Here is a 13,685-nt window from a genome sequence, read left to right on the forward strand (position 1 = left end):
GGCGAACATCAGTTGGTGCCGACCTCGAAGATGATGGGCTGTTTCACTTCGGTGTTGCCCTTGGCGACGTCCTTGCGATAGACATCGAGCGCGTTTTCCAAGCGTGCGCCGTCGGTCACTTCAGGCGGAAGCTCCGCTGGATTGCTGGCGGCGACTGGATCGAAAGTTTGCGCCTGGACCATTTGCTGGACCGAGCTGCCGTAATCGGCATCGCTCAGCGGAGTGTCGGCGCAACCAGCGACTGCGACCGCGGCGATCGCGACGGCGGAGGGTTTGGTGATGTTCATGAGTCATTCCTGGCGGTGGGCGATGCGGGTCACTTGCTCGGCGGGGCGGCGGGCGCCGGCGCTGGTTTGGGTTCTCCCTCGATCTTGCCGCCGAGGAAGAACGCGGCGCTGCTCGGATCGCCGACGGCATCGGTCGGCAATTTGATCTGCGACGGCTTGATCGGCTTGGCCAGTCGCGGCGTGACCATGATCACCAGCTCGGTCTCGCCCTTCTGATAGCTCTGGCTGCGAAACAAGTAGCCGAGAATCGGGATGTCGCCGAGGCCGGGAAACTTGTTGATCGCCGAACGCATGTTTTCATTCATCAGGCCTGCGATGCCGATGGTCTGCCCATCGCTCAACTCGACGGTTGAAGCGGCACGACGCTCGGTCAGCGAGGGAATCGTGAAAACGGCGGAAGTGCCAATGGGTGTCAGCGCAACCGAGTTACTGTTGGCCAGCTCGCTGACGCTGACGTTGAGCTTCAGGTTGATGCGGCCGCGATCGAGGATCAGCGGAATGAAGGACAGCTTCACGCCGAAGTCCTTGAACTCGATGCCGATCGTGCCGTTGTCCTGCGAGACCGGAATCGGAAAGCTGCCGCCGGACAGGAACTGCGCGTCCTGTCCCGATAACGTCGTCAGCGTCGGCTCGGCAAGAATCTTCGCCAGGCCACGATTCTGATAGGCATCGAGCACGACGTTCGCGATGAAATCGCTGCTCAGGAAGCTGCCGAAGAAGCCGGTGCTGTTGATGGTCGGCAGGTCCGGCGCGAATTCGTCGAATACCGGTCCGATCGGGTTGCCGCCGGCATTGGTGCCGTCGCCGAAAACCGGCACGCGCACGTTGCCGGGCTGGAATAGCGCATCGGGGAAAGTGGCTCCGCCATTAACGCCGCCGGTCACCCATTTGCCGGTGTTCTGGAGCGCGTTGAACTGCGCGTTCAGATTGCGAACCGCTTCGCGGTTCACTTCGGCGATCTTCACTTGCAGCATTACTTGATGTGCACCGCCGACGGTCATCAGGTTGATTACCTCGCCGGATTTCTTGTCGGCTTGACCGCCGCTGGACGACTGCTGCTTGAACATGATTTTTTCTTTTGCAGTGGCCATCTGCTCCAGGTATCCGCGGGCGACCTGCAAAGCCGCATCCATCTTTGCCGTGCTCGAGACCTGTCCCGACATGACTATGTTTCTCTGAGCGCTCCATAGCTCGACATTCTCTCCGGGCAGGACGAGCGATATCTGCTTCTTCAGATTGTCCAGATCGTGAGTCACCGTGATATTCAGCGCGCTGACCAGCCGGTCCTCGCGATCCCACAGCATCACGTTGGTGGCGCCGAGATCCTTGCCCAGTACATACAAACCGTCGTCGCCCAGCAGCAGCACGTCGGCGATGTCGGGATTGCCGATAGAAACGCGTTTGACGGCCTCCGGCAGATCGACGATGCGGCTCTTGTATATGGGTACGGAGAACGTTGTGCTGCGAGTGGCGCGAATGACCTGATCGGCGGCGTCCTGCGCCGGCGCCTCGACCGACGCCGTCATGGCGGTCAATCCGATCAGCAGTGCCGACACAATCGATCTCGGGCTTGATTGACGCATATGGAGAAAGATCCGTCCTGAAGTTAACTGATTTCGAGTTCAGCGGCCGCACATCAAGTGCTGCTTTCACCGCTGTCGACCAGCGTGCCGCGGATGATCGTCACACTTTGCGCCGCCGGACGTGCCGGTGCACGCCGCACTGGCTTGGCAACAGGGGGCGCTGGGACCGGCTCGGGAGTGGCGGCGAGCTGCGGCCGAAATTCATCCGTGGGGTTGCGCAAGGTCAGCTGGATGCGACCCTCTTCACGGGCGCGCACCAGGACCTCGGCTTCTTGCGGTGTCATCTCGAGCGTGACCGCGCGGACCACGACTGGTTCGTTCTTGTCCTGAGTCGATGTTTGGTCCACCGCCAGCACGTTGATGTTCATCAGGATGGTTTCGGTTGTGGCGCGGTCATGGCTCCGGCGTGCGGCGACCACATCGACTCGATTTCCAGGCAACAGGAAACCTGCGACGCCAACGACGTCATCGACGCGTACGGTAACGGCGCGCATCTCCGGCTTGATTAGTGCGGCCAGCGTGCTGCCGGCTCCGCTCTTCGTGAAACGCTCCTTCAGCAGCACTTCGCCATTGAATACTTTTTGCGAGGCGATGAGCCCTTCGATCTCCTTGACGCTGCTGAAGTGGTTGCCCAGCGACGTGCCAGTGGGCACGGTGATGACTTTCACGTGGCGACCTTCCATTACAGTGCCGTAGGGCAGTTCCATCGCTGCGACAACGACCGAGGATCCCGCGTCTGCAGCGTCGCCAGCGCGAGTGCGCTGTTCCACCCAATTTTTCGCCGACCACGCCGCCGCGGCTCCGAACACCAGCGACAGCAATACCATCGTTACACCTCGACGTTTCATGATTGCGTACTCCGCAGCTCTGCCGCGGCGTCATTGTCGGAGCCCGGCGTGGTTACAAAATAATTGTCCCAGGCCCACTGCAGCGCTCCAGTGCTCAGGCCGGCACGGTCCTCGAGATAGATGGAGCGGTCGAGCGCCATGCCGATCAAGTCGCGCGGATGGCACGGCAGCAGGGGAGTGTTGTTGGGCGTGTACAGAGAATCGATCATGAACTGGCAGAGCGCGGCGTCGTAGCGAACGCTGCGTGCTTCGCAGGCCCGCTGCCAGATCAGGTGATACTGCTGCGGATCCAGCGGCTGGAAGCCGATCTTGTAGCCGATGCGCCGCAGGAATGCGTCATCGACCAGCTCTCTCGGCTGCAGGTTCGTGGAGAAAACCAGAATCACGTCGAATGGCGTGCGGAAGTGCTGGCCGGTGTTCATGCTGAGATAATCGACGCCTTCTTCCATCGGCAAGATCCAACGGTTCAGCACCGTAGTGGGCGGGATACGCTGCCGGCCGAGGTCGTCGAGAATCAACATGCCGCCGTTCGCCTTCACTTGCACCGGTGCACGGTATTGGCGAGTTGCCGGGTCGAACTGCACTTCGAGCATGTCCGCCGTCAGCTCGCCACCGGTGATCACCAGCGGTCGCAGGCAGAGCACGTAACGAGGATCGTGGCCTCGTGTCAGCATCACGATCGGCGAGATCTCCTGGCACTGACGATGCACGCTGGGATCGAAAACGCGCACTACGGTGTCGCCGATCGCAATTGCGTGCGGTATGAGACAAGTGTCATCGAACAGGCGCGCCAGCCGCTGGGTGATGAATGTCTTGCCGGTGCCAGGCGGGCCATAAACAAATATCGCCTTGCCAGAATTCATTGCCGGCCCGAGCCGATCCAGGAGTGCGGGGTCGAGCACCGTGTCTTCGAACGCCGCGAACATCCGTTCGCGCGTTACGTTGCGCCCTCGAACGGACTGGGTGAGAACGACTTGGTTGTAGTAGTCGAGGGGGACAGGCGTGGGGCCGACGTACCCGCTGGCCATCAGCGACGCCATTGCAGAGCCGCGACCCCGCTCGGTGAGTGCGTAGCCCAATCCCTGGTTATCGCCGTGCTGAGCTCGAACTTCGATGCGGCCTTCTTGGCGCAGAAAGCCGAGCAACTCTTCCAGCAAACGGCCGGATAGGGCGGTGCGGCTCACGAGCTCGCGCATCGACAGCACGCCGCCTTCGAACAGGTGTTTCTCCACCAGATCGCCGAGAAATGTCGCAGGCAGTCCCGTTGCTGCTAGGGTCTGGGGCCGCGGCGCGGCGCGCGCTGCGTCACGGCTCAAGTCATCACTGGGCGGCGTTTTGTTGTACATGACTTTGTAGTTGTCCTGGTCTGCAGCTCAGTGGGCCGCGATCAACAGGGCGGCAGTGGTGCCGCAGGCGATGGCGACGCCATAGGGAAATCGTTGGCTGGCCGGGGGAATGTTCTGTCGCGAGCTGCGCATACTCGCAATGGGAGAGACGAGCAGCCCAACTAGTCGATGCAGAGTGGCATTGGCATGCATGGGCCGGAGCAGCAGCACTGCTACACCCAGGATTGCTCCCGCGACCAAAGTCATACCGACTGCTATCATGGTCGTGCGCATGCCCAGGAAGATGCCGACCGTTGCCATTGCCTTGACATCGCCGGCACCGAACGCTCGCACCACATAGAAAGGTAGAAGCATGGCAAAGCCGACTGCTGCGCCCCCCAAGGCCGACAGCAATCCGTCTTCGCCATGTAGCCAGAGCTGACAGCCCAGGCCAATGACTGCCGCGACTGTGCAAACGACGTTCGGAATGCGATGAGTGCGCCAATCGATGATCGCGACGGAGAGAACAAACAAGATCAGGGCAGCGTCGAGTTGGTCTTCGGTCGAGAGCATTTCCGGTAGTCCCATGATCGTGGAGAGGCGGGAGCACCCGTCCGCGGTGCTCCCCCTTTGGACGTTTACTCGCCTGCGGGAATGTTTTCGGCAAGCAGGTCGTTGATAGCCTGGATGATGGAGGCGACAGTACCGCCCAGGGCCTGGAACGCCGTGATCACGGCCAGCCCGATCAGCCCGCCGGCGATCGCATACTCCACCACCGTCAAACCTTCTTCCTCGCGGATGAACTCGGCCACAGCCTGTTTCAGATTAATCATTGCTTGACTCCTCAATTTATTGACCACCCGAAACATCGGGCCGGGTGCAAAGCCCTTTCTTCCCCGCTGCCGCGGTGAGCTGGACTCTCCGGCAAGTGCGAGGCGCATTTCGCGGATGTTCTTGCGAAGGGCCAGCACCTTTTTGCTGATGTGCGGCCAGCGCGTGTCGAAAATCACATTGGCTACGTGTTCACCACACTGCCGAACCGCGCCTCAATGCGGAATAAATGTGGCCAGCCACAGGCGCTAAAAAGAAAGTGACCAAAATCACTAAAGGAATATTTCTCGGCGCGTAGTCTCAGGACCATCGTTATCTGTGGCGCTGCTTGGGGAGAGTCGGGTCATGCTGCTCTGGGTGGATATGTGCTGCGGTGCGCACGGTGCGGCATCGGCGGCGGAGTTTGCTCGCCACTGCCAGGTACGGCCCACCGATCAACAACATCTGTGGGCTGCGCTGTCGCTGGCGTCCAACGCGGATGTGATTTGTTTCGATTTCGAGCATCCGGACATGAGCTGTCTGAAGTTCATGACCGACACCAAGGCCCGGTTTCCGTCCGTGCCCATCATCATGTTGATGTCCCAACAGTCGGCGGACGTGGTGCTGTGGGCGCTGCGCGCCCGGATCTTCGATGTTTTGTTAAAACCGCTGAGCGCGAGGGAGGTTTTGCGTTGTGTACAACGCCTTTCGCCCGTGCTGGAGGCGCGGCGGACCCAGTCGACCCGATCGAATGCGACCGGCGCCGAAGCGATTCCGGACGAGGCGCGCTATCACGCCCGCCGTCACTCCCGGGGCAAGCTGGATGGGGTGTTGGGATACATCGAAAAGAACTATGCCCAGCCGATCAGCGAGCAGGAGGTGGCGAAGGAATACGGGCTGTCGCCATTCGAGTTCAGCCGCGTGTTCAGGGCGACCCACGGCATCACGTTCAGAGACTACTTGAGCGAGTGCCGCCTGGTGCAGTCCAAGCGCCTGCTGAGTATTGCCCAGGTTTCGGTGAGCGATGTCGCGGCCATGGCCGGGTTCAACGATCCGTCTTACTTCGCCCGCTTGTTTCGTAAGCGCACCGGCAGCTCGCCGAGTGCCTATCGAGCATCGCTATTGACCCTGCCCAAGGGCGCCGGCGCTGCCACTTTGATCGAGGCGGATTCCGAAGCAACGGGTTGACAGCGAGGACGCTCGTCCGTGAGCGTCCCGCCATGTTTCATATCAGCGCGCCGGCAGGCTTCGATCCAGGAATTTCAACATCAGCGCGGCGATTTCCGTGCCTTTGTCCTCGAGCGCGAAGTGGCCCGAGTCGAGGAGGTGCAGTTCCGCTTTCGGCAAGTCACGCAAGTACGCTTGTGCGCCCTCGGCCGGGAAGATCTTGTCGTTCCGCCCCCACACGATCAGCGTCGGTGGTTGCCGGGTGCGGAAGAACTCGTGGAATTTCGGATACAGCGCGACGTTGGTGCGATAGTCGTAGAACAGGTCGAGTTGTATCTCCGCGTTGCCCGGTCGATCCAGCAGCGCCTGATCGACCAGCCAGGCGGTCGGATCGATGCGCGACGGATCCTTCACGCCATCCAGATATTGTTCGCGCGTCGCCGCCAAAGTCGTTGCTCCACGCAACACCTCTCTATCGGCCGTCGAACCGCTCGCCCAGTAAGCTTTGATCGGATTCCAGAACTCCTTGAGTCCTTCCTCGTAGGCGTTGCCGTTCTGCACGATCAGTGCAGTCACTCGTTCTGGATGTTTCAAGGCCAGGCGATATCCCACCGGTGCGCCGTAATCCATCACATAGAGCGCATATCGGTCGGCTCGCAACTCGGTCAGAAGGCGATCGGTCAAATCGGCCAGGTGTGCGAAGGTGTATTGGAACTGCTCGCGCGGCGGCGCTGCGCTATGGCCAAAGCCAGGATAGTCCGGTGCGATGACGCGATATTTCGTCGCGAGCGCCGGGATCAGGTTCCGATACATGTTCGAGGAGGTCGGAAAGCCGTGCAGGAGCACGACAGTAGGGGCGTCCGCAGGGCCGGCTTCTCGATAGAAGAACTCGACACCATCGATGCGGTGGGTGCGATAGCGGACAGTGTCTCGAGCGGACACTGCACTCGGGGATGCTTTGCCGTTGCTGTCCGCGAACACTGGGACAGCCGTGGCAAGTGCAAGGACGGCAGCCGCGATCGGCCGCCACAAACGGGTTTGCTGGGTTCTCATGGCGAATCTTCCGGTGAGGTAATGGAGGTGTAACCTGTGTGCGCGCGGTTAATAAGTTACGAAACGAATGCGTAACTTGTCAATACCAATTTTAAAGGTTACTATGTATTCGCGTTTCCGAGGTGCCCATGCAGCCGCTATTCATTGGCAGCCATCTGGCTGCAGATTTCCTGAACACGGCCTTTGAGCCGCACGGCGAGCACGTCGAAGTCATCGGCGATGGCAAGCAGCTGTTGGCATGGCTGCAAGCGGCGGGCGTGATGCAGGCCGATCAAGCAGCTCAATTCGCACGCAAGCTCGGAGCGAAAGGACTGGATGCAGCGGCTGCGGAAGTCAGGAAGCTCCGCGAATGGGCGCGTACCTGGCTCGCACGCTGGAGGTCAGCGCCGGGCAGGGACTACGCCGCCGACATCGAGCATCTCAACGACGTGTTGAAGAGCCTCAGCGTCAGACATGAGGTCGCACGGACCAAGGAGGGGCTGGAGCGCGTCACTCGGTTCCAGATCGAATCTTCCGATGAGTTGCTCGCCGTGCTCGCTTCGGCCATTGGAGATCTCGTAACACAGGAGGATCCGACGCTACTGAAGTCCTGCGCAGGCGACGGTTGCACGCTTTGGTTCCTGGATCGCACCAAGGCCCATCGACGCATGTTCTGCAGTGCTGCCGGCTGCGGCAACCGCGCGAAAGTTGCGGCGTTTCGGGAACGGCAGCGCGAGCAGTAGTGCTAAACGGCCTGCTGCCGGCGCGCCAGCCTGCGTCCTATCCACTGCCAGAACAGTCGCAGCAGGAACAAACCGGGAAGGATCACGACCAGCCACGGCACGAGCACAGCGAAGAAGCGGATCACCATGCCGACGGCTTCGCGGAAATCGCTGCCGAAGGAGCGCAGGGCGTCTCTCACTGGCGTTTGTTCGGAAGTGTAGTCCTGCCGCGGCAACGAAAGATTGATCGTCAGCAGGTCGGTGTCGATGCGACGACGCAGGTTTGCACGCTGCGTGCTCGTTGAGTCGAGCTGTGACTGCACGCTCGCCAGTTCCTTCGACACCGTGATGAGCTGCTCGATCTTGATGTCCTTGTTCTTCATGAACTCGGTCAGCCGATCCCGGTGCAGCGTCAGCAGTGCAATCTGTCGTTCGGCGTCGGCGACCGGTTCCGCCAGGTCTTCGGCGCTGGTCGTCCGCGAGGTTACTTCGCCATCTTTGCTGGCCAGGGCAACGATGGGCTCGACGCCGCCAGGCGCGAGCCGCATTCGAATATTGCCGCTCGGCAGATCTTGATTCGACGACAGCGCCACATCGAGCACCGTGCAGTTGGAGGCGCTATCCGCATGGCACGCCGCTTCGATCTCGCGCAGGCGGGTGGGCAGCAGCTCGCGTCCCATCTCGATCGAGAGCACGTGCTCATAAGCCAGCGTATCGGCCCGGCGCCGGCCTTGGACCGGCGGCGCCATCGCCGGGACGGTCATGGCCGCCATCTGGACTGGCGCAAGTTCAGCGGTCTCTTTCCGACTGCAGCCGACCAGGCCGAGAATCAAAATGAACGATGCAAAGCCGAGTAATGCGCTGTTGTGACTCATGCTGGCTCCGACGTTGTCGATCCCGCTGACGCGCCGATGATAATGGAACATCGGTGCGTGCGGTCGTGATCGATTGTGGCAACGTCGGCGCGGTTGGCAACGTCAATGTGCCGTCAATGAATCGTCAATGAACTGTTGATCAGGGCTCCACAGCGACAACATCGTCATACTGCGTTGTGGTCCTGTACATGATCGGGCCATAGCGACCGGTCGCGTGCGAGTTATCGACGGCCTCCAGCCGCAGTACTTCATTGATATAGACGCGCAGTTGCGTGCCGATTGCTTCGAAGCGCACGCGATACCAGTTGTTCGTTCCCACGCTGAATGGCGCGCTGTCCAGTTCGACGATGCTGCCGCCCACGAGTTTCTTCAGCGACACGGTGTTGTCATTGCGCAGCGTGACGTAATAGTAGTTGCCTTCATCTTGATATCGAGCTGCGAGCCCGAACCAGTTGTTGGCACCAGCCGTGGCGGTACGGCGCATACGCGAGTGGATGATCTGATCGCCGGTTGCGACGCCCGTGATGGATCGAGCGCCCGAGGTCATGTCACTTTGCGTGTAGGTGGTGTCGGCCAGAATGTTCCACGTGCCGGTCTGATCCCATTCCCAACTGGAGTCTCGCGGATTTCCAAACTGGTAGGTCGCGAGCGTGGCCTGTGGATTGGAGCTATAGACGACGTTGTCGTATTCGGCTTGAGTCTTGTACATCATGACGCCGGCTCGGCCGTGATCCAGGGCGTCGTCGCTGGCTTCCGCCAGCAGCCGATTGTCGACGAACACGCGCAGCCGCGTGCCGATGGTTTCCAGCCGTACGCGGTAGCTTCGATTCAGTGTGATGGTCAACTCCGCCGATGCCAGCGTTGTGAAGGCGCCATCGACCATCCGTCGCAACAGCAGTGTGTTGTTGTTCCGAATCGTGACGTAATAATAGTTGGCGGCGTCGGTGTAGCGGGTGACCAGGCCGAACCATTTGTCTCCAGTGGTGACGGCGAATGCCGTGGGCTTGATGTCCGCTTCGATGGACTGATTGGTCCGATCGGTGTTGTTCCAGAGCGCCGCGGCGTTGCTGACCGTGCTCGTCTGGCGATAGACGCGAGATGTCGCCGTGGCGGCTACGTTAAAGCTGCTGCCGGCAAGTGGATTCCAGTCGCTCGCGTTGCCGTCTTCGAAGGTGTCTTGCAAGGTTTCCAGCTGCTCGAAGCTCGGCGGCAGATCGTAAACATAGACTGACTTGTTCGCGAGCACGCCGACGGCGACCTGCCTGCCGTTGAGGTCGGCAAAATTGCCGAAGTACTGATCCGGGCCGCGATCGCTGGCGAGCAGTTTCGCCCCATATCGATAGGTTCCCTGGGCATCGCGCTCGAATATCGAGATCGAGCCGCTGTACTGTCCGTGCAGCCTGTCGATCGGCTGCGTCAGCATCGCGAGAGTCCCCGACATCTCGATGTCGCCCGGCCGGTAAATATCTAGAAAATCCGGTCTCTGCAGCGTATCGGTGGAAGTATAAATGGCTGTCGTCGGATCGCGGCGAAACGCCAGCGCTCCCTGGACTGCGCCGCCGCTGGCGAGGAAGTAGCCGCTGTCGATGGCGACGGGGACGCCGTAGCCACCGTTCGGATGGTCGGGGGATTCGATGATGAGTTGGTACGGAATGTGGCCGAACTCGCCTTCGAAAATCCGAGGGTGGAGTTGCGGAGTGTAGATCGATACGATCGTCGTATTGCCGTTCGGCGCGACGTCGACATCGCCACGCTGGTCTTCGTTCTCGCAGATGTCGTCCGGCCCTGGCGGTACCGCCGGAGTCGAGCGGACCAGTTGCCACTCGCCGCTGGCGGGATGCCTGTTATAAGCATTGCTCGACCAGTCGCAGTAGCCGTCGGTGACCACGATGGTGCCGCCATTCAACGCCAGATCCATGCCGTTGGTCAGGATGGGGGAGACGAACTCTGACCAGGTCGCGCCCTGGCGCTGGAAGATCCAACTGGCGCTTTCCTTCACGATCACGGCGACATCGCCTTCCAGCGCCAGCTTGACTGACGGCTGATTTATATCGTCATAGAAAGTGAACTGGTGAAGTTGCCGCACCAGCGACCAGCTGCCATCGAACTGGCGCTGATATAACCATGTGGCGTTGGTGACGTACGGAGCTTCGGTGTCGTATCGGGAGCCACTGGCCAGCAGCCACTCGCCGTCGATGGCGACCGCGGTTGGCCAGTCGTAACTCGGATCCGGGCTGGAAATCCTTGCGGACTCTTCCAGCACCAGCGGCCCGGCCATCCCGGCCAGTGGCGTCATCAACAGCAGCGCGAGGAACGTTCGAGTGCAACGGCGCTGTGTGCCGTATCCCCAGTGAGCAGTCATGAACGCCCCCATTTCCGTTGCGAGTTCCGTGCGCGTCTGCAGCTCCGGCTAGAAAAATACACGTCGGAAGCCGAGCTGAAGTTCCTTGTCGCCGACCGCCTCGATCGAAAATATCCACGACGACGCCTGCCGTGATTGCAATCTCGATTGCCCGGGCGTATTCCTACCGGCACGCGACGCCGGACGCAGATCCGGGCGCGTGAAATTTACCAAGCATCAGACGGGGGATCTCTCATGACGACGGATTGGCGTCGGTTGGAATTCGTCCGCGCTTGTATCAAGCCGGCAGTGGCGACGATTGCGTTGATTGGCGCGACGCTCGCGCACGCTCACGACAACGATCGTGGCGGCGGGCACGACAAAGACGATCACGGTTGGGGTGGCAAGGGCAAGTCGGTCGAGTTGCGCGTGCTGTCGAGTCCGGCCCGGTATGTTTCCGGCGGCGACGCTCGCATCGAGGTGCGCGTCCCGTCTGGTCTGCAGAACAAGGTTGAGCTGTATTTGAACGGCCGCCGGCTGCCGGCCGAACTCAAGCGCACCGGCAAGGATCGGGTGCAAGCCGTAATCAGCGGGCTGGCGCCGGGCGAGAATCGCCTGGAGGCGCTGATCAAGGGGCGCTGGGACCGGGATGTTCTGAAGCTGACCAATTATCCGATCACCGGCCCGATGTTTTCTGGCCCGCAACAGCATCCGTTCGTGTGTACAACGACGCAGAGCGCGGTCGGTCGGCAACCCATCGTCGAGAGCGCGACGCCGCCGGGCACTCGGGTCTTCGACAGTGCAGGCAACGTGATTGGATACAGTCGCGACTGCTCGATCGACACCTTCGTCACTTATCTGTATCGCACGACCGGCAACGCGTGGGCAGTCATGCCGGCCGATGGCAGCCGTCCGGCGGACCTGGCGCAGGTGACATTGCCGGACGGTCGGGTCGTCGATTTCATCGTGCGCCGTGAGGTCGGCTCGATCAACCGGTTCCTCTACAGCTTCGCGATGCTGGCGCCGGCCGGAGAGCAGGCGGGCAAGCCCGACGTGAGTCGCTGGAACGGCCGCTTGCTCTATTGGTTCCAGGGTGGCGTGGCCATCGGGCATTCGCAGGGCACGGTACACGGCGGTTCGCTGAACCCGGACATTCTCAAGCTCGGCTACGCTATCGCCCATTCGAGCGGCAACAACACCGGCACGCACTACAACCTGCAGCTGGCCGGCGAGACCATGATGATGACCAAGGAGCGCTTCATCGAGCGCTACGGCGTGCCGGGCTACACCGTCGGCCTCGGCGGCTCGGGTGGCGCCATTCAACAATACATACTCGGCCAGAATCAGCCCGGCCTGCTCGATGCGCTGCTGCCGGTGCAGTCGTATCCCGACATGGTCACGCAAACCATCCATGTCGGCGATTGCGAGCTGCTCGAGCACTATATGGACGCGACCGATCGCACCAATCCCAAGTGGCGCGTCACCAAGAATCGCAGCTGGCTGGTCGGCATGAACGCCGAGGAAGGCTTCGACAAGGTGAACGATCCGCTCGCGCAATTGAAGGTTGCGCTCGGCTACAGCACCGCGGTCGGCACGACCGAATGTGTGCCGGCATGGCGCGGTTTGTCACCTCTCGCGATGAATCCCTGGTATGGCCAGGCGCCAAACCAACAGAACTACGAGCCGCAACCCGACATCGCGGCGATTCGCTGGACGCATTGGGACGATCTGCGAAACATCTATGGGGTCGACGAGACCGGCGCGGCGCGTCCGACCTGGGACAACGTCGGCGTGCAGTACGGACTGCGATCGTTGCAGGAGAGCAAGATCACTTTCGAGGAGTTCCTGAACCTGAACTGGAACATCGGCGGCTGGAAGCAGCCGAGCGAGATGGTGCAGGAAGGGTTCCCGTTCCTCGGCACCACCCCTGAGGAGATCAACAAGGCGCTGACCGTGCCGGGCTACTTCGATCCCTGGAGCCGGCGCAATATGAATCTCAGCACCGATCCGACCAAGCCGGCGCCGCGGACCAAGGGCGATCTGCGAGCGATCCGTGGCGCGTACACGTCAGGCATGGTGTTCCATGGCAAGCTCGATCGGCCGACCATCGATCACCGTCAGTACATGGAGCGCGAGCTCGACATGCACAACGTGCACCAGAGCTTCGCCGTGCGTAAGCGTGTGCTGGAACGAATGGGCAACAGCGACATGCTGGTGATCTGGTTCACCGACACCATGCCCGGCGTGCCGAAGGCCAGTCAGTCCATGGATGCCATCGCGGTGATGGATGAGTGGGTGCGAAACATTCGGAACCATCCGAGCAGGGGCATGCGTCGCAATCGGCCGGCTCGCGCGGTCGACAGCTGCTTCGATGTGACAGGCAAGTTGATCTATGCGGGTGACGATGCCTGGAACGGCATCCTCGACGACAAACCCGCGGGCCCCTGCACGCAACGGTTCCCGATCTACTCGACCTCGCGCATCGTCGCTGGTGCGCCGATCGAAGGCGGCATTTATAAGTGTGCGCTGAAGCCGGTGGAGAAGGCGGTGAGAGAAGGTGTGTATGCGCCGTGGACGCCGACTGCGGAGCAAGTGACCAAGCTGAAGCAGATCTTCCCAGGCGGCGTGTGCGACTACAGCCGGCCGGACCAGGGGCGGCCTTGGCAGCGGGATTGAGATGAAGTGAGCGCTGGCG

Annotated in this window: 12 protein-coding genes; 3 read left to right on the forward strand and 9 right to left on the reverse strand. The window is 61.2% G+C overall.

The features are described 5' to 3' along the window. Positions 1 to 8: 8 nt before the first annotated feature. From EK373_RS19310 to EK373_RS33400, 6 genes are all read right to left on the reverse strand, one after another. Positions 9 to 287, reverse strand: a complete 279-nt coding sequence (locus EK373_RS19310; protein ID WP_129645339.1) for a hypothetical protein — start codon at positions 285 to 287, stop codon at positions 9 to 11. A gap of 29 nt (positions 288 to 316) precedes the next feature. After that, positions 317 to 1,843, reverse strand: a complete 1,527-nt coding sequence (locus tag EK373_RS19315) for a type II and III secretion system protein family protein (protein ID WP_198683438.1) — start codon at positions 1,841 to 1,843, stop codon at positions 317 to 319. Positions 1,844 to 1,923: 80 nt separating this feature from the next. Further along, positions 1,924 to 2,718, reverse strand: a complete 795-nt coding sequence (gene cpaB / locus EK373_RS19320; protein WP_129645341.1) for a Flp pilus assembly protein CpaB — start codon at positions 2,716 to 2,718, stop codon at positions 1,924 to 1,926. Beyond that, entirely contained in the window at positions 2,715 to 4,064 is a 1,350-nt protein-coding gene (locus EK373_RS19325) for a P-loop NTPase family protein (RefSeq protein WP_129645342.1), read from the reverse strand. Before EK373_RS19325 ends, cpaB begins: the two co-directional genes overlap by 4 nt. 27 nt (positions 4,065 to 4,091) lie before the next feature. After that, on the reverse strand, positions 4,092 to 4,616 hold the full coding sequence (locus tag EK373_RS19330; RefSeq protein ID WP_157994432.1) for an A24 family peptidase: 525 nt from the start codon (positions 4,614 to 4,616) through the stop codon (positions 4,092 to 4,094). A gap of 65 nt (positions 4,617 to 4,681) precedes the next feature. After that, complete coding sequence (locus EK373_RS33400) at positions 4,682 to 5,053, reverse strand: Flp family type IVb pilin (RefSeq protein ID WP_198683439.1); 372 nt, start codon at positions 5,051 to 5,053, stop codon at positions 4,682 to 4,684. A gap of 166 nt (positions 5,054 to 5,219) precedes the next feature. Here EK373_RS33400 and EK373_RS19340 point away from each other — a divergent pair, with 166 nt between their 5' ends. Further along, entirely contained in the window at positions 5,220 to 6,041 is an 822-nt protein-coding gene (locus EK373_RS19340; protein WP_129645344.1) for a helix-turn-helix domain-containing protein, read from the forward strand. 42 nt (positions 6,042 to 6,083) lie between these two features. On the opposite strand, the gene EK373_RS19345 is transcribed toward EK373_RS19340, so the two are convergent. Then, positions 6,084 to 7,073 (reverse strand): alpha/beta fold hydrolase, encoded by a 990-nt coding sequence (locus EK373_RS19345; protein ID WP_129645345.1) that lies wholly within the window; start codon positions 7,071 to 7,073, stop codon positions 6,084 to 6,086. A 128-nt stretch (positions 7,074 to 7,201) separates the two neighbouring features. Between EK373_RS19345 and EK373_RS19350 the strand changes: the two genes are divergently transcribed. Further along, the gene (locus tag EK373_RS19350) at positions 7,202 to 7,795 is read left to right on the forward strand and encodes a CGNR zinc finger domain-containing protein (protein ID WP_129645346.1); all 594 of its coding nucleotides are present in this window, start codon (positions 7,202 to 7,204) and stop codon (positions 7,793 to 7,795) included. 2 nt (positions 7,796 to 7,797) lie between these two features. Here EK373_RS19350 and EK373_RS19355 read toward each other — a convergent pair whose 3' ends face one another. Beyond that, a complete protein-coding gene (locus tag EK373_RS19355) occupies positions 7,798 to 8,649 on the reverse strand; it encodes a DUF4349 domain-containing protein (RefSeq protein WP_157994433.1) in 852 nt (283 codons plus the stop codon). A gap of 139 nt (positions 8,650 to 8,788) precedes the next feature. Continuing rightward, complete coding sequence (locus tag EK373_RS19360) at positions 8,789 to 11,011, reverse strand: hypothetical protein (RefSeq protein WP_129645348.1); 2,223 nt, start codon at positions 11,009 to 11,011, stop codon at positions 8,789 to 8,791. Positions 11,012 to 11,245: 234 nt separating this feature from the next. Here EK373_RS19360 and EK373_RS19365 point away from each other — a divergent pair, with 234 nt between their 5' ends. Then, positions 11,246 to 13,666, forward strand: a complete 2,421-nt coding sequence (locus EK373_RS19365; RefSeq protein WP_129645349.1) for a DUF6351 family protein — start codon at positions 11,246 to 11,248, stop codon at positions 13,664 to 13,666. Positions 13,667 to 13,685: the final 19 nt, after the last annotated feature.

Origin of the sequence: Peristeroidobacter agariperforans, from assembly GCF_004138335.1 — a bacterium.
Lineage (GTDB): Bacteria > Pseudomonadota > Gammaproteobacteria > Steroidobacterales > Steroidobacteraceae > Steroidobacter > Steroidobacter agariperforans.